General features: G+C 58.0%; 13 protein-coding genes and 2 tRNA genes. All 15 read left to right on the forward strand.

Annotation, left to right across the window (positions count from 1 at the left end; translation table 11 throughout):
* Window positions 1-19 precede the first annotated feature (19 nt).
* The 15 genes from folP (at window position 20) to BRD58_RS02320 (ending at window position 15248) form a co-directional block, all read left to right on the forward strand.
* The gene (folP, locus tag BRD58_RS02255; protein ID WP_073381510.1) at window positions 20-853 is read left to right on the forward strand and encodes a dihydropteroate synthase; all 834 of its coding nucleotides are present in this window, start codon (window positions 20-22) and stop codon (window positions 851-853) included.
* Between the two features lie 7 nt (window positions 854-860).
* Window positions 861-2198: a phosphoglucosamine mutase gene (gene glmM / locus BRD58_RS02260; protein ID WP_012847275.1), complete on the forward strand. Its 1338-nt coding sequence runs from the start codon at window positions 861-863 to the stop codon at window positions 2196-2198.
* 186 nt (window positions 2199-2384) lie between these two features.
* Window positions 2385-2720, forward strand: a complete 336-nt coding sequence (gene secG, locus BRD58_RS02265) for a preprotein translocase subunit SecG (RefSeq protein ID WP_012847276.1) — start codon at window positions 2385-2387, stop codon at window positions 2718-2720.
* A gap of 53 nt (window positions 2721-2773) precedes the next feature.
* Window positions 2774-2860: transfer RNA gene (locus BRD58_RS02270), tRNA-Leu, on the forward strand.
* A 56-nt stretch (window positions 2861-2916) separates the two neighbouring features.
* A tRNA-Met gene (locus BRD58_RS02275) sits at window positions 2917-2993 on the forward strand.
* Between the two features lie 215 nt (window positions 2994-3208).
* The gene (gene rimP / locus BRD58_RS02280) at window positions 3209-3661 is read left to right on the forward strand and encodes a ribosome maturation factor RimP (protein WP_015460817.1); all 453 of its coding nucleotides are present in this window, start codon (window positions 3209-3211) and stop codon (window positions 3659-3661) included.
* A 21-nt stretch (window positions 3662-3682) separates the two neighbouring features.
* On the forward strand, window positions 3683-5170 hold the full coding sequence (gene nusA / locus BRD58_RS02285) for a transcription termination factor NusA (RefSeq protein ID WP_012847278.1): 1488 nt from the start codon (window positions 3683-3685) through the stop codon (window positions 5168-5170).
* 24 nt (window positions 5171-5194) lie between these two features.
* A complete protein-coding gene (gene infB / locus BRD58_RS02290) occupies window positions 5195-7900 on the forward strand; it encodes a translation initiation factor IF-2 (protein WP_012847279.1) in 2706 nt (901 codons plus the stop codon).
* Between the two features lie 96 nt (window positions 7901-7996).
* Window positions 7997-8395, forward strand: a complete 399-nt coding sequence (rbfA, locus tag BRD58_RS02295; RefSeq protein ID WP_015460818.1) for a 30S ribosome-binding factor RbfA — start codon at window positions 7997-7999, stop codon at window positions 8393-8395.
* On the forward strand, window positions 8395-9357 hold the full coding sequence (gene truB / locus BRD58_RS02300; protein WP_012847281.1) for a tRNA pseudouridine(55) synthase TruB: 963 nt from the start codon (window positions 8395-8397) through the stop codon (window positions 9355-9357). Before rbfA ends, truB begins: the two co-directional genes overlap by 1 nt.
* A gap of 148 nt (window positions 9358-9505) precedes the next feature.
* Window positions 9506-9775, forward strand: coding sequence for a 30S ribosomal protein S15 (rpsO, locus tag BRD58_RS02305; RefSeq protein WP_005281373.1), 270 nt, complete (start codon window positions 9506-9508; stop codon window positions 9773-9775).
* A 255-nt stretch (window positions 9776-10030) separates the two neighbouring features.
* Complete coding sequence (pnp, locus tag BRD58_RS02310; RefSeq protein ID WP_034168263.1) at window positions 10031-12154, forward strand: polyribonucleotide nucleotidyltransferase; 2124 nt, start codon at window positions 10031-10033, stop codon at window positions 12152-12154.
* Window positions 12155-12273: 119 nt separating this feature from the next.
* Entirely contained in the window at window positions 12274-13158 is an 885-nt protein-coding gene (nlpI, locus tag BRD58_RS02315; protein WP_012847283.1) for a lipoprotein NlpI, read from the forward strand.
* 103 nt (window positions 13159-13261) lie between these two features.
* Window positions 13262-13339, forward strand: a complete 78-nt coding sequence (gene yrbN, locus BRD58_RS18345; RefSeq protein WP_109579756.1) for a protein YrbN — start codon at window positions 13262-13264, stop codon at window positions 13337-13339.
* A complete protein-coding gene (locus tag BRD58_RS02320) occupies window positions 13332-15248 on the forward strand; it encodes a DEAD/DEAH family ATP-dependent RNA helicase (RefSeq protein WP_073381514.1) in 1917 nt (638 codons plus the stop codon). Before yrbN ends, BRD58_RS02320 begins: the two co-directional genes overlap by 8 nt.
* Window positions 15249-15745 lie beyond the last annotated feature (497 nt).

Genomic DNA, 15745 nt, shown 5'->3' on the forward strand with positions numbered 1-15745 from the left:
TTTTGCACAGGTGTCATCGATGCTGCTTAGGTCACGTGAACTCACCCTGAATCTCAACTATCCCCAGGTGATGGGGATCCTGAACGTCACCCCCGACTCGTTTTCTGACGGAGGGCGTCATAACGCGCTGGATGCCGCGCTGCGACACGCGGAGTCGATGATCGTTGCCGGGGCGACCATCATCGATGTGGGCGGGGAGTCGACTCGGCCGGGTGCCGCCGAGGTGAGCGAGGCTGAGGAGCTGGCGCGGGTGGTGCCGGTAGTGGAGGCGCTGACGCAGCGTTTTGAGGTCTGGGTGTCGGTCGATACCTCCAAGGCGGCGGTGATCCGCGCCTGCAGCGCCGCCGGGGCCGATATGATTAACGACGTCCGTTCACTGAGCGAGCCGGGGGCGCTGGCGGCGGCGGCGGAGAGCGGCCTGCCGGTCTGTCTGATGCATATGCAGGGCGAGCCGAAGGGCATGCAGCATAGCCCCCACTACAGCGATGTGGTGGCGGAAGTGGACGCTTACCTCAGTGCGCAGATCGCGCACTGCGTGGCCGCCGGGATCGCCCGGGAGCGGCTGTTGCTCGATCCCGGCTTTGGCTTCGGTAAGAACTTGACGCATAATTACCGCCTTCTGGCTAACCTGGCGCACTTTCATCACCACGGTCTGCCGCTATTGGTGGGAATGTCGCGTAAGTCTATGGTCGGACAGCTGCTGAATGTGCCTCCCGCGCAGCGGGTGGCGGGCAGCGTCGCCTGTGCCGTGATCGCCGCCATGCAGGGGGCGCAGATTATCCGGGTACACGACGTACGTGAAACGGTTGATGCCATGCGCGTGGTGGAAGCCACGCTTTCAGCAAAGGAATAATAAAGAGATGAGCGAACGTAAATATTTTGGTACCGATGGTATTCGCGGCAAAGTGGGCAGCAGCCCGATCACCCCGGATTTTGTTCTGAAGCTGGGCTGGGCCGCAGGTAAGGTGCTGGCGCGTCACGGCTCACGCAAGATCATCATCGGTAAGGATACCCGTATCTCCGGCTATATGCTGGAGTCCGCGCTGGAGGCTGGATTGGCGGCGGCCGGTCTGTCTGCCGCCTTTACCGGGCCGATGCCGACTCCGGCGGTGGCTTACCTGACGCGCACCTTCCGCGCCGAGGCCGGTATCGTTATTTCGGCCTCCCATAACCCGTACTACGATAACGGGATCAAGTTTTTTTCCATCGACGGCACCAAGCTGCCGGATGAGGTCGAGGCCGCGATCGAGGCCGAGCTGGATAAACCCCTGACCTGCGTGGAATCCGCTGAGCTGGGCAAGGCGAGCCGTATCGTTGACGCCGCCGGGCGCTACATCGAATTCTGCAAGAGCACCTTCCCTAACGCGCTGAGCCTGAGCGGCCTGAAGATCGTCGCCGACTGCGCCAACGGCGCCACCTATCATATTGCGCCGAACGTGCTGCGCGAGCTGGGGGCGGAGGTGATCACCATCGGCACCTCGCCGGACGGGATGAATATCAATAAAGAGTGCGGGGCGACGGATGTCCGCGCGCTGCAGGCCCGCGTCGTGGCGGAAAACGCCGATCTGGGCATGGCCTTCGATGGCGACGGCGATCGCCTGATCATGGTCGATCACCGCGGCGACAAGGTCGACGGCGATCAGATCCTGTATATCGTGGCGCGCGAGGCGCTGCGCCAGGGTAAGCTGCACGGCGGCGTGGTCGGCACCCTGATGAGCAATATGGGGCTGGAGCTAGCGCTGAAGCAGCTGGGGATCCCCTTTGCGCGCGCTAAGGTGGGCGACCGCTATGTGCTGGAGACGATGCAAGAGAAGGGATGGCGCATGGGGGCTGAAAACTCGGGCCATGTCATCATCCTCGATCAGACCACGACCGGCGATGGGATCGTCGCTGGCCTGCAGGTGCTGGCGGCGATGGCGCGTAACCATATGAGCCTGGCCGATCTGTGCAGCGGCATGACCCTGCTGCCGCAGGTGCTGATCAACGTCCGCTTTGCCGGGCAGTGCGATCCGCTGCAGGATGCCGCGGTGCAGCAGGCCTGCGCCGAGGTCGAGCGGCAGTTGGCCGGGCGAGGCCGCGTGCTGCTGCGTAAATCCGGTACCGAACCGCTGATCCGCGTCATGGTGGAGGGCGAGGATTTGCAACAGGTTACCGATCTGGCGAACGTCATTGCCGATGCGGTGAAGGCGGCCAGCTAAGGGCGAGTTGACCGGCGAAAGCTCTCTTTTGCTGGTTTTTTCTCCAATCACGTCGGCGTGGAAAATTTACCCTTGCGCCCTATGACGGCATTGGGTAGTATTCACACCCGCTTCAGTGGATGTTTTATCCATGGGTTCGATAGAAGCTTTTGACTGCGGATGGGCCGCAAGGAATCAGGTACGACTATGTATGAAGCTCTTTTGGTAATTTTCCTGCTGGTGTCTGTGGCGCTGATCGCCCTGATTATGCTGCAGCAGGGTAAAGGTGCTGACATGGGCGCTTCATTTGGCGCAGGCGCCTCAGCGACGCTGTTTGGCTCCAGCGGTACCGGTAACTTTATGACCCGTACTACGGGCATCCTGGCCACGCTGTTTTTCGTGCTGAGCCTGGTGCTGGGCAACCTGAGCGGTCATCAGAGCAAGCAAGGCAGTGAGTGGGATAACCTGGGTCAGCCTGTGAAGACTGAACAGCCTGCGACTCCGGCAGCGCCGGCTACGCCGAGCAGCGATATTCCGAACTGATCGTACCCACAGAGAGTTTTGCCATGATGCGTCAGGCGTCATGGTGCCAAAATGCCGAGGTGGTGGAATTGGTAGACACGCTACCTTGAGGTGGTAGTGCCCAATAGGGCTTACGGGTTCAAGTCCCGTCCTCGGTACCAATCCTAGATATGTTGTTTTTTCTACGCTGTTAGAGTAGAATTCGCCACGATTCGGACGCGGGGTGGAGCAGCCTGGTAGCTCGTCGGGCTCATAACCCGAAGGTCGTCGGTTCAAATCCGGCCCCCGCAACCAATTTCCTTCAGTATCTGTTTTCAAATATACTGTTAGCGCAGAGCCTCGGGCCGCGAAGTATCATTTGAAAAATATACTTGCGAGACTGGCTTCGAATCCCGCTTGGCGGTATATAGGGTCCAGTTGCATAAAGCCCCGATTATTCGGGGTTTTTTGTTATCTGACAACAGAATCACTGGGCTATAAGGCCCTTTTTTTATGTCTTGGGGGTGGGCTTGTCCACATTAGAGCAAAAGTTAACAGAGATGATTACGGCGCCGGTAGAAGCCTTGGGCTTTGAGCTGGTTGGCATTGAGTTCATCCGTGGTCGCCATTCAACGCTGCGAATCTATATCGATAGTGAAGAAGGCATCACTGTTGATAATTGTGCTGATGTTAGCCACCAGGTCAGCGCTGTTCTTGACGTAGAGGATCCAATTTCGGTCGCCTATTACCTGGAAGTCTCCTCACCGGGGATGGATCGCCCCCTGTTTACCGCCGAACATTACACCCATTTTCTGAATGAGGAAGTGACGCTGGTACTGCGGATGGCGATGCAGAACCGCCGGAAGTGGCAGGGTATCATCAAGGCGGTAGACGGCGAGATGATTACGGTCACGGTTGATGGCAAAGATGAAGTGTTCGCGCTGAGCAATGTCCAGAAAGCGAACCTGGTACCCCACTTTTAACGTTCGGATGAGGCAACTAGGATGAATAAAGAGATTCTGGCTGTTGTGGAGGCCGTTTCCAACGAAAAGGCGCTGCCGCGCGAGAAGATTTTTGAGGCGCTGGAAACCGCGCTGGCCACGGCCACCAAGAAAAAATATGAGCAAGAAATCGATGTGCGTGTCGCCATCGATCGTAAATCCGGTGACTTCGATACCTTCCGCCGCTGGCTGATCGTTGACGAAGTGACCCAGCCGACCCGTGAAATCACGCTGGATGCGGCGCGTTTTGAAGATCCGGCGCTGGATCTGGGCGACTATGTAGAAGATCAGATTGAATCAGTGACCTTCGACCGTATCACCACCCAGACCGCCAAGCAGGTTATCGTACAGAAAGTACGCGAGGCCGAGCGTGCGATGGTGGTTGATGCGTTTCGTGAGCACGAAGGCGAAATCGTCACCGGCGTAGTCAAGAAAGTTAACCGTGACAGCATCTCCCTGGATCTGGGCAACAACGCGGAAGCGGTGATTGGCCGTGAAGACATGCTGCCGCGCGAAAACTTCCGTCCGGGCGACCGCATTCGCGGCGTACTGTATGCCGTGCGTCCGGAGGCCCGTGGTGCGCAGCTGTTCGTCACCCGCTCCCGTCCGGAGATGCTGATTGAACTGTTCCGCATCGAAGTGCCGGAGATCGGCGAAGAAGTGATCGAAATCAAGGGCGCCGCGCGCGATCCGGGCTCCCGAGCCAAGATTGCCGTGAAGACCAATGATAAGCGTATCGATCCGGTCGGCGCCTGCGTTGGTATGCGCGGTGCGCGCGTGCAGGCCGTTTCCAGCGAGCTGGGCGGCGAGCGTATCGATATCGTGCTGTGGGATGATAATCCGGCGCAGTTCGTCATTAACGCCATGGCGCCTGCCGACGTTGCATCCATCGTGGTGGACGAAGACAAGCACACCATGGATATCGCCGTAGAGGCCTCCAACCTGGCTCAGGCCATCGGCCGTAACGGTCAGAACGTCCGTCTGGCGTCTCAGCTGAGCGGCTGGGAGCTGAACGTGATGACGGCGGAGGATCTGCAGGCCAAGCACCAGGCGGAAGCCCATGCGGCCATCGATACCTTCACCAAGCATCTGGATATCGATGAAGAGTTCGCTACGCTGCTGGTCGAGGAAGGCTTCTCCACGCTGGAAGAGCTGGCCTACGTACCGGAGCGCGAGCTGCTGTCCATCGATGGTCTGGATGAAGAGACCGTCGAGGCGCTGCGCACCCGTGCCAAGAACGCGCTGACGACGCTGGCGCTGGCGCAGGAAGAGAGCCTGGGCGACAACAAACCGGCGGACGATCTGCTCAATCTGCCGGGGATGGAACGCAGCGTGGCCTTTAAGCTGGCCGCACGCGGTGTATGCACGCTGGAAGATCTTGCCGAGCAGGGTGTCGACGACCTGACCGATATTGAAGGCCTGAACAATGAACAGGCGGGCGAGCTGATTATGGCTGCGCGTAATATCTGTTGGTTTGGCGATAGTGAATAATGAACTGTAGCAGGAAGGAACAGCATGGCAGAAGTAACGGTAAAATCACTGGCAGCAGAGATCCAAACTTCGGTTGAGCGCCTGGTACAGCAGCTGGCTGACGCAGGCATTAATAAATCACCCGACGACTCTGTGAGCCCCCAGGAACGCGAAGCGCTGCTGGCTCATTTAAACCGTGAGCACGGCGGATCTTCCGGTAAACTGACGCTGCAGCGTAAAACCCGCAGCACGCTGAGTGTCCCGGGCACCGGCGGCAAAAGCAAGTCAGTGCAGATTGAAGTCCGTAAAAAGCGCACCTATGTGAAGAGCGACGCGGCGGCCCAGCAGGCGGAAGCCGAGGCATTGGCGAAGCGCGAAGCGGAAGAACAGGCGAAACGCGAGGCAGAAGAGCAGACACAGCGCGAGATGGCCGAACAGGCCAAGCGTGAAGCTGCAGAGCAGGCCAAGCGTCAACAAGAAGAACAAGCCAAACGTGAGGCCGCTGAAAAAGCTAAGCGTGAAGCAGCGGAAAAAGAAAAAGTGACTAACCAACATATCGACGAAAAAACTAAAGCTGCGCAGGCGGAAAAGGCCAAGCGCGAAGCTGAAGCCGCTGAACTGAAACGCAAGGCTGAAGAAGAAGCGCGCCGCAAGCTGGAAGAAGACGCCCGTAAGGTGGCTGAAGAAGCCCGCCGTATGGCCGAAGCTAACGAAGGCAAGTGGACCGAAAACGCCAGCGAAGAAGATAACAGCGATTACCACGTGACCACCTCTCATCACGCGCGCGAAGCGGAAGATGAGAACGATCGCCAGGTTGAAGGCGATCGTCGTGCACGCGGTCGCGGTGGCAAAGCGGCTAAGCAGAAGAAAGGCAGCAAGCTGTCTGAGTCTAAGGCCGATCGCGAAGAGGCCCGTGCGGTCAACCGCGGCGGTAAAGGCGGTAAGCGCAAGCCGAGCTCGCTGCAGCAGGGCTTTACCAAACCGGCTCAGGCGGTTAACCGCGACGTGGTGATCGGTGAAACCATCACCGTGGCCGAACTGGCCAACAAGATGGCGGTGAAGGGTTCCCAGGTTATCAAGTCGATGATGAAGATGGGCGCAATGGCGACCATCAACCAGGTTATCGATCAGGAAACCGCTCAGATGGTCGCTGAAGAGATGGGCCACAAGGTAATCCTGCGTCGTGAGAACGAGCTGGAAGAGGCGGTGCTGAACGATCGTGATACCGGCGCAGCGGCTGAGCCGCGTGCACCGGTCGTGACCATCATGGGCCACGTTGACCACGGTAAAACCTCTCTGCTGGACTACATCCGCTCCACCAAGGTGGCGGCAGGCGAAGCCGGCGGTATTACCCAGCACATCGGTGCGTACCACGTACAGACCGATAACGGCATGATCACCTTCCTGGATACCCCGGGGCACGCCGCGTTTACCGCAATGCGTGCGCGTGGCGCCCAGGCGACCGACATCGTCGTGCTGGTAGTGGCTGCCGATGACGGCGTGATGCCGCAGACCATCGAAGCGATCCAGCATGCCAAGGCCGCCGGCGTTCCGCTGGTGGTGGCGGTGAACAAGATCGATAAGCCGGAAGCCGATCCGGATCGCGTGAAGAATGAGCTGTCCCAGTACGGCGTTATGCCGGAAGATTGGGGCGGTGAAGCTCAGTTCGTCCACGTATCTGCCAAGGCCGGTACCGGGATCGATGACCTGCTGGACGCCATCCTGCTGCAGGCTGAAGTACTGGAGCTGAAAGCGGTACGTAACGGCATGGCCAGCGGCGTGGTGATCGAGTCCTTCCTGGATAAGGGCCGTGGTCCGGTCGCGACGGTGCTGGTACGTGAAGGTACCCTGCACAAGGGCGATATCGTTCTGTGTGGCTTTGAGTATGGCCGCGTGCGCGCCATGCGTGACGAACTGGGCCGTGAAATCACGGAAGCCGGTCCGTCCATTCCGGTTGAGATCCTCGGGATGTCCGGTGTGCCGGCGGCCGGTGATGAAGCGACCGTGGTGCGTGACGAGAAGAAAGCCCGTGAAGTGGCGCTGTACCGTCAGGGCAAGTTCCGCGAAGTGAAGCTGGCGCGTCAGCAGAAAGCCAAGCTGGAGAACATGTTCTCCAACATGGTGGAAGGCGAAGTGTCCGAGCTGAATATCGTGCTGAAAGCCGACGTTCAGGGCTCTGTCGAGGCGATTGCCGACTCTCTGCGCAAGCTGTCTACCGACGAAGTGAAGGTGAAGATCGTGGGCTCTGGCGTAGGTGGTATCACCGAAACCGACGCGACCTTGGCCGCGGCGTCCAACGCCATTCTGCTGGGCTTCAACGTCCGTGCCGACGCCTCTGCCCGCCGCGTGGTGGAAGCCGAGAACCTGGATCTGCGCTACTACTCCGTGATCTATGATCTGATCGACGAAGTTAAGCAGGCGATGAGCGGTATGCTGGCGCCGGAGTACAAGCAGGAGATCATCGGCCTGGCGGAAGTTCGCGATGTGTTCAAGTCACCGAAGTTTGGCGCTATCGCCGGCTGTATGGTGACCGAGGGCGTAGTCAAACGTCACAGCCCGATCCGTGTTCTGCGCGAGAACGTGGTTATCTACGAAGGCGAGCTGGAATCCCTGCGTCGCTTCAAGGATGACGTCAACGAAGTGCGTAACGGCATGGAGTGTGGTATCGGCGTGAAGAACTACAACGACGTCCGTCCGGGCGACGTGATCGAAGTCTTCGAGACCATCGAAGTGAAACGCTCTATCGACTAAGTCTGTCGCACCGCCCGCGTCGGGCGGTGATATGCGTTACAACAGCATAAGCTAATCGGGGGGCTCTGGCCCCCCTGTTTGTCTGGAGAAACTATCATGGCAAGAGAATTTAGCCGTACTCAGCGCGTGGCGCAGGAAATGCAGAAAGAGATCGCCATTATCCTGCAGCGTGAGGTCAAAGATCCGCGGGTTGGCATGGCGACGGTATCCGGCGTCGAAGTCTCACGCGATCTGGCCTATGCCAAGGTGTTTGTCACCTTTTTGAACGACGGTGAGCCGGAGACGGTAAAAGCCGGTCTGAAGGCGCTGCAGGATGCGTCCGGTTTTATCCGTATGCTGCTGGGCAAAGCGATGCGTCTGCGCGTGGTGCCGGAGCTGACGTTTGCCTATGACGCCTCGCTGGTTGAGGGGATGCGCATGTCCAATCTGGTGAGCAACGTGGTGAAAGACGATGAGGCGCGCCGCACCGCCGCCGATCGTGATGAGGAGGCGTAATGTCTCGACCCCGTCGCCGCGGCCGCGATATTAACGGCGTCCTGCTGCTGGATAAAGGGCAGGGGATGTCCTCTAACGATGTGCTGCAGAAGGTAAAGCGCATCTATAACGCCAACAAGGCGGGGCATACCGGTGCGCTGGATCCGCTGGCGACCGGGATGCTGCCGATTTGCCTGGGCGAAGCGACCAAGTTTTCTCAGTTTTTGCTGGATGCCGACAAGCGCTATCGTGTCATCGCCCGCTTGGGGCAGCGTACCGATACCTCTGACGCCGATGGTCAGGTGGTGTGTGAGCGACCGCTGAGCTTTAGCGAGGCCGAGCTGGCGCAGGCGCTGGAAGGGTTCCGCGGCCCTGGCCGCCAGGTGCCCTCCATGTACTCGGCGCTCAAGTACCAGGGGCGCCCGCTGTACGAATATGCCCGCCAGGGGATCGACGTGCCGCGCGAATCGCGTGAGATCACGGTGTTTGAGCTGCGCTTTATCCGCTGGGAAGGGGATGAGCTGGAGTTGGAGATCCACTGCTCCAAGGGCACCTATATTCGCACTATCATCGACGATCTGGGCGAAGTGCTCGGCTGCGGCGCGCACGTTATCTATCTGCGGCGTCTGCAGGTTTCCGGCTATCCGAGCGAGCGGATGGTTACGCTGGAGCAGCTGCAGGCGCTGTTGGCGCAGGCGCAGCAGCAAGAGCGCGATCCTCGCCTGCTGCTCGATCCGCTGCTGCTGCCGATGGATACGGCCGCCGCGCACCTGCCGGAGGTGAATCTGTCGGAGATCGTCGCTGGCTATGTACAGCTGGGGCAGCCGGTACAGACGCCGGACCTGCCGCAAAGCGGAATGGTGCGCATCAGCGTCGGGGCTGCGCACCGCTTTATCGGCGTCGGCGAAGTGGACGATCAGGGGCGCCTGGCGCCGCGTCGTATGGTGGTGGAGTCGCGCCTCTCCGAGGACGATCCGACCTGAGATTTTCGGCGTGCCAACCGCGCTCAGAATCGGCTGATTTCTTGCCAATGAGCGGGGTGCAGAGTAGAATGGCGCGGCTTATACATTGGGTTGCTGAATTAGAGATCGGCGCCCGTTTTTTTAAACTTTTCAAATTTGGAGTTCTATAATGTCTCTAAGCGTTGAAGCGAAAGCTAAAATCGTTGCTGAGTTCGGTCGTGATGCCAACGACAGCGGTTCCACCGAAGTGCAGGTTGCACTGCTGACCGCGCAGATTAACCATCTGCAGGGCCACTTTGCTGAGCACAAAAAAGATCACCACAGCCGTCGTGGTCTGCTGCGCATGGTTTCCCAGCGTCGTAAGCTGCTGGACTACCTGAAGCGTAAAGATGTAGCACGTTACTCCAGCCTGATCGAGCGTCTGGGTCTGCGTCGCTAATCTAACGATTTTCTGAAGCAAAGGGGCCAACGTTGGCCCCTTTCTTCTAGGAAGCAATGGCAAATCAGGTTAATGTATTGTCGTTGCAGATAAAAAGGGTGTAGCCGGCGTCTTGTTACAGAGGTTCGCGCGGCTAATGCAAGCCGCCGTCTGGGACGGCGCTTTGCATTAGTCGCGAGAATGTGGCAACGCCTCCGGTTATATGAAGGCACCGTTCCGCAGGGGCGGTGCGCGATTGATACAAGGAAAATGACTTTGTTAACGCCAACCGTTCGCAAATTCCAATACGGCCAGCATACCGTTACGCTGGAAACCGGCATGATGGCCCGCCAGGCCACCGCAGCCGTGATGGTTACCATGGATGACACCGCGGTATTCGTTACCGTGGTGGGGGCGAAAAAAGCCCGTGAAGGTCAGGACTTCTTCCCGCTGACCGTTAACTACCAGGAGCGCGCCTACGCGGCCGGTCGTTTCCCCGGCGGCTTCTTCCGCCGTGAAGGCCGTCCGGGTGAAGGTGAGACCCTGACCGCGCGTCTGATCGACCGTCCGATCCGTCCGCTGTTCCCGGAAGGCTTCCTCAATGAGGTGCAGGTCGTTGCGACCGTGGTTTCCGTGAACCCGCAGGTCAGCCCGGATATCGTGGCGATGATCGGCGCATCCGCCGCGCTGAGCCTGTCTGGGATCCCGTTCAACGGCCCGATCGGCGCCGCTCGCGTAGGTTACATCAACGATCAGTACGTGCTGAACCCGACCATGGATGAGCTTAAGCAGAGCCGTCTGGACCTGGTGGTAGCCGGTACTGATAACGCCGTGCTGATGGTGGAATCTGAAGCCGATCTGCTCAGCGAAGATCAGATGCTGGGCGCGGTGGTCTTCGGCCACGATCAGCAGCAGGTTGTGATTGAAAATATTAAGGCGCTGGCGGCTGAAGTCGGTAAACCGCGCTGGGAATGGCATGCGCCGGAAGTGAACGTTGCGCTGCAGCACCGCGTGGCCGAGATGGCCGAAGCCCGCCTGGGTGAAGCCTATCACATCACTGAAAAGCAGGCCCGCTACGCGAAAGTTGACGAGATCAAAGAATCCGTCATCGCCGATCTGCTGGCAGAAGACGATGCGCTGGATGCCGGTGAGATCAGCGACATCCTGGGTGCGCTGGAGAAAGCCGTGGTGCGTGGCCGCGTTCTGCGCGGTGAGCCGCGTATCGATGGCCGTGAGAAGGACATGATCCGTGCGCTGGACGTACGTACCGGCGTGCTGCCGCGTACCCACGGCTCTGCGCTGTTTACCCGCGGTGAAACGCAGGCGCTGGTGACGGCGACCCTGGGTACCGAGCGCGACGCACAGAACATCGATGAGCTGACCGGCGAGCGTACTGACCGTTTCCTGCTACACTATAACTTCCCGCCGTACTCCGTCGGTGAAACCGGGATGATGGGCTCACCGAAGCGCCGTGAAATCGGCCATGGCCGTCTGGCTAAGCGCGGTGTGCTGGCGGTAATGCCGTCTCAGGATGCGTTCCCGTACACGGTGCGTGTGGTCTCTGAAATCACCGAATCCAACGGTTCCTCTTCTATGGCCTCTGTCTGCGGTGCCTCTCTGGCGCTGATGGACGCCGGTGTGCCGATCAAAGCCGCCGTGGCTGGTATCGCCATGGGTCTGGTGAAAGAGCAGGATAACTTTGTCGTTCTGTCTGACATCCTGGGTGACGAAGACCACCTGGGTGATATGGACTTTAAAGTGGCCGGTAGCCGCGACGGCGTGACCGCGCTGCAGATGGATATTAAGATCGAAGGCATCACCCGCGAGATCATGCAGGTTGCCCTGAACCAGGCCAAGGGTGCGCGTCTGCATATCCTGGGTGTGATGGAGCAGGCGATCAATGCACCGCGCGGCGATATCTCCGAGTTCGCACCGCGTATCCATACCATTAAGATCAATCCTGAGAAAATCAAGGACGTGATCGGTAAGGGCGGCTCTGTGATCCGTGCGCTGACGGAAGAGACCGGCACCACCATCGAAATCGAAGATGACGGTACCGTTAAGATCGCAGCGACCGACGGTGATAAGGCAAAACACGCCATTCGCCGTATCGAAGAGATCACCGCCGAGATCGAAGTTGGCCGTATCTATCAGGGTAAAGTGACCCGTATCGTTGACTTTGGCGCCTTTGTGGCCATTGGCGGCGGTAAAGAAGGTCTGGTTCATATTTCTCAGATCGCCGACAAGCGCGTAGAGAAAGTGACCGACTACCTGCAGATGGGTCAGGAAGTGGCTGTTAAGGTGCTGGAAGTCGACCGTCAGGGTCGCGTACGTCTGAGCATCAAGGAAGCCAACGCCAGCGCAGCTGCGGGTCAGGACGCACCGGCTGACGCAGAGTAATCTCGTTGGTATTACGGCTTCCCGTTTTCGGGAAGCCGTTTGTTACGCTATCGCCGGATGTGGTGGCACGTTGATGGATGATAGGAAGTTTATCCGTGTTGGTCTTCGGGAGTTGGGAAATGAAGCCTATCTTGCGCTGGTGTTATGTTGCGACAGCAATTCTGTTGGCAGGATGCAGCAACGCTGATTGGCGCCAAAACGAAGTACTGGCCATTCCTTTGCAGCCGTCGCTGCAGCAGGAAGTAATGCTTGCGCGCATGGAGCAGATCCTTGCCAGCCGAGCATTAACGGATGATGAACGCGCACAGCTTCTCTATGAGCGCGGAGTACTGTATGATAGTCTCGGACTGAGGGCGTTAGCGCGTAATGATTTTTCGCAGGCGCTGGCCATTCGTCCTGATATGCCAGAGGTTTTTAACTATCTGGGTATTTATTTAACGCAGGCGGGCAACTTTGATGCCGCCTATGAAGCGTTTGATTCTGTACTAGAGCTTGATCCAACTTACAGCTATGCGCGTTTAAATCGCGGTATTGCCCTCTATTACGGCGGGCGGTATTCGCTAGCGCAAGATGATCTGCAGGCGTTTTATCAAGACGATCCCAACGATCCGTTCCGGTCGTTATGGCTTTACCTGGCTGAGCGTGAGCTTAACCAGGAGCAGGCGCTTACGGCGCTGAGCCAGCGCTACAATAAAGCGAACCGGAGTCAATGGGGATGGAATATTGTCGAATTCTACCTGGGCAAAATCAGCGAGAAAACGCTGATGGAACGTTTACAGGCAGATGCAACGGATAACACTTCGCTCGCTGAGCATCTCAGTGAAACTGACTTCTATTTAGGTAAACATTACCTGAGTCTGGGGGAAAAGAGCAGTGCTTCTGCATTGTTCAAACTGACGGTGGCCAACAACGTTCATAACTTTGTTGAGAACCGTTACGCACTGTTGGAATTGGCCCGCTTGGGTCAAGAGCAAGACGACATACCAGAATCGGACCAGCAATAAGCTGACGGGCATTTATATCCTTAAATCATTGATTTAATCGTCCTAACGGGCGAGGTTTTTTTGTTCGTCATTTCATCTAATTTGAGCCGGTTCACACTTTTCAATGAAAAATGTTGTTCGTTTTCTAGACGAGTTATGCAGACTGGCCGCCATTGCATATGAGGCACGTTTACATGGCTGAGTTCGAAACTACTTTTGCTGACCTGGGGTTAGCTGCACCTATTATTGAAGCCCTGAATGATTTGGGCTATGAGAAGCCGTCACCGATTCAGGCGGCCTGTATTCCTCACCTGCTGAACGGGCGCGACGTGCTGGGCATGGCGCAGACCGGCAGCGGTAAAACGGCGGCGTTCTCTCTGCCGCTGCTGAACAATATCGATCCGTCGTTGAAAGCACCGCAGGTACTGGTGCTGGCGCCGACCCGTGAGCTGGCGGTACAGGTTGCTGAAGCTATGGCGGATTTTTCTAAGCATATGCACGGCATCAACGCGGTCGCCCTGTACGGTGGCCAGCGCTATGACGTTCAGCTGCGCGCCCTGCGTCAGGGGCCGCAGATCGTGGTCGGTACGCCGGGCCGTCTGCTGGATCACCTGAAGCGCGGTACGCTGAGCCTGACCAGCCTGCGTGGCCTGGTGCTGGATGAAGCCGACGAAATGCTGCGTATGGGCTTTATTGAAGACGTTGAGACCATCATGGCGCAGATCCCGGCGGAGCATCAGACCGCTCTGTTTTCTGCCACCATGCCGGAGGCTATCCGTCGTATTACTCGTCGCTTTATGAATGAGCCGCAGGAAGTGCGCATTCAGTCCAGCGTGACGACCCGCCCAGACATCAGCCAGAGCTACTGGACGGTGTATGGGATGCGTAAAAACGAAGCGCTGGTGCGTTTCCTGGAAGCGGAAGACTTTGATGCGGCGATCATCTTCGTGCGCACCAAGAATGCCACCCTGGAAGTGGCCGAAGCGCTGGAGCGTAACGGCTACAGCAGCGCGGCGCTGAACGGCGACATGAACCAGGCGCTGCGTGAGCAGACCCTGGAGCGTCTGAAAGACGGTCGTCTGGATATCCTGATCGCGACCGACGTGGCTGCCCGTGGCCTGGACGTCGATCGCATCAGCCTGGTCGTTAACTACGATATCCCGATGGATGCCGAATCCTACGTGCACCGTATCGGTCGTACCGGCCGCGCCGGCCGTGCCGGTCGTGCGCTGCTGTTCGTTGATAACCGTGAACGTCGTCTGCTGCGCAACATTGAGCGCACCATGAAGCTGACCATTCCGGAAGTCGAACTGCCGAACGCCGAGCTGCTCAGCACTCGCCGTCTGGCCAAGTTTGCCGCCCGTGTTCAGCAGCAGCTGGAGAGCAGCGATCTGGATCAGTACCGTGCGCTGCTGGCTAAGCTGCAGCCGGAAGACGAGCAGGATATGGAAACGCTGGCCGCTGCGCTGCTGAAGATGGCGCAGGGCGAACGTCCGCTGATCCTGCCGCCGGATCCGGTTGTTGAGCGTCGTCCGCGTCGTGAATTCCGCGAGCGTGATGAGCGCGGTGGCGATCGCTTCGCCCGTCGCGAGCGCGATGAGCGCGGCGGCGATCGTCCGCGTCGCGAGCGTCGCGAAGTCGGTGATATGGAGCTGTATCGCATCGAAGTGGGTCGTGACGATGGCGTTGAAGTTCGTCATATCGTGGGTGCTATCGCTAACGAAGGCGATATCAGCAGCCGCTATATTGGCAACATTCGCCTGTTCGGTTCGCACTCCACCATCGAGCTGCCGAAAGGCATGCCGGGCGATCTGCTGACGCACTTTACCCGTACCCGCATCCTGAACAAGCCGATGAACATGCAGCTGATCGGTGATGCGCCGGCGCGTGAGCAGCGTCGCGAGCGCAGCGGCGAACGTGGTGGTGAGCGCGGCGGTGAGCGTCGCAGCTTCGGCGGCCGCGACGGCGGTCGTGATGGCGATCGCCGCAGCTTTGGCGGTCAGCGTCGTTTCTCTGACGATCGCCGCGGCGATCGCGGGTTCAATCGCGATAGTCGTAGCACCCGCTCAGACGACAACGGCCACAGCCGTCGCCGTTTTAACGATGCGTAATCGGCAGCGATAAGCGCGTAACAGGCCAGCCCTCGGGCTGGCCTTTTTTATGGTCCAGCCGCAGGCATGTTGATAGTGTTTTATTTTGAAATTTAGTAAAATAATAAAAAAACAGAACAATCAACTAAAATGTGCGCTATATCTATAAAAAACTGGGATCGCCGGCACACTTTTTTTCCCGATGCATTTTTTCTCGTTCACCCCCTCTGCCTTCGCTTCGATAGAAAAAGAAGCCAGATATCAATAAATTATTAATATATTCCTTATTCATATAAAAAATAATTTTACCTTTACCTCTTTCTGTAGGTAAATATTCAAAATATTCCCCTTTTTAGAGAAAATTTTTTATGTAACCCCCGATAGCAGAGCGATGAGTTGAAAAAATTTTCTCCCGCGACAGCGCTATGATCACATCACAATAATAACGCCTGCACCTACTGATGTTATTGCGCCATCGCTCTGCTGCGCGGCATCCGACTCTGTAAATCATAACGATG

The organism is Edwardsiella piscicida (assembly GCF_001896205.1).
In the GTDB taxonomy this organism is placed as follows: Bacteria; Pseudomonadota; Gammaproteobacteria; order Enterobacterales; family Enterobacteriaceae; genus Edwardsiella; species Edwardsiella piscicida.

What these genes read in the sequence shown, in the direction of transcription:
- folP (WP_073381510.1), top strand. Translation starts at nt 20, where the DNA reads ATGCTGCTTAGGTCACGTGAACTCACCCTGAATCTCAACTATCCCCAG.
- glmM (WP_012847275.1), top strand. Translation starts at nt 861, where the DNA reads ATGAGCGAACGTAAATATTTTGGTACCGATGGTATTCGCGGCAAAGTG.
- secG (WP_012847276.1), top strand. Translation starts at nt 2,385, where the DNA reads ATGTATGAAGCTCTTTTGGTAATTTTCCTGCTGGTGTCTGTGGCGCTG.
- nusA (WP_012847278.1), top strand. Translation starts at nt 3,683, where the DNA reads ATGAATAAAGAGATTCTGGCTGTTGTGGAGGCCGTTTCCAACGAAAAG.
- infB (WP_012847279.1), top strand. Translation starts at nt 5,195, where the DNA reads ATGGCAGAAGTAACGGTAAAATCACTGGCAGCAGAGATCCAAACTTCG.
- rbfA (WP_015460818.1), top strand. Translation starts at nt 7,997, where the DNA reads ATGGCAAGAGAATTTAGCCGTACTCAGCGCGTGGCGCAGGAAATGCAG.
- truB (WP_012847281.1), top strand. Translation starts at nt 8,395, where the DNA reads ATGTCTCGACCCCGTCGCCGCGGCCGCGATATTAACGGCGTCCTGCTG.
- rpsO (WP_005281373.1), top strand. Translation starts at nt 9,506, where the DNA reads ATGTCTCTAAGCGTTGAAGCGAAAGCTAAAATCGTTGCTGAGTTCGGT.
- nlpI (WP_012847283.1), top strand. Translation starts at nt 12,274, where the DNA reads ATGAAGCCTATCTTGCGCTGGTGTTATGTTGCGACAGCAATTCTGTTG.
- yrbN (WP_109579756.1), top strand. Translation starts at nt 13,262, where the DNA reads ATGAAAAATGTTGTTCGTTTTCTAGACGAGTTATGCAGACTGGCCGCC.
- BRD58_RS02320 (WP_073381514.1), top strand. Translation starts at nt 13,332, where the DNA reads ATGGCTGAGTTCGAAACTACTTTTGCTGACCTGGGGTTAGCTGCACCT.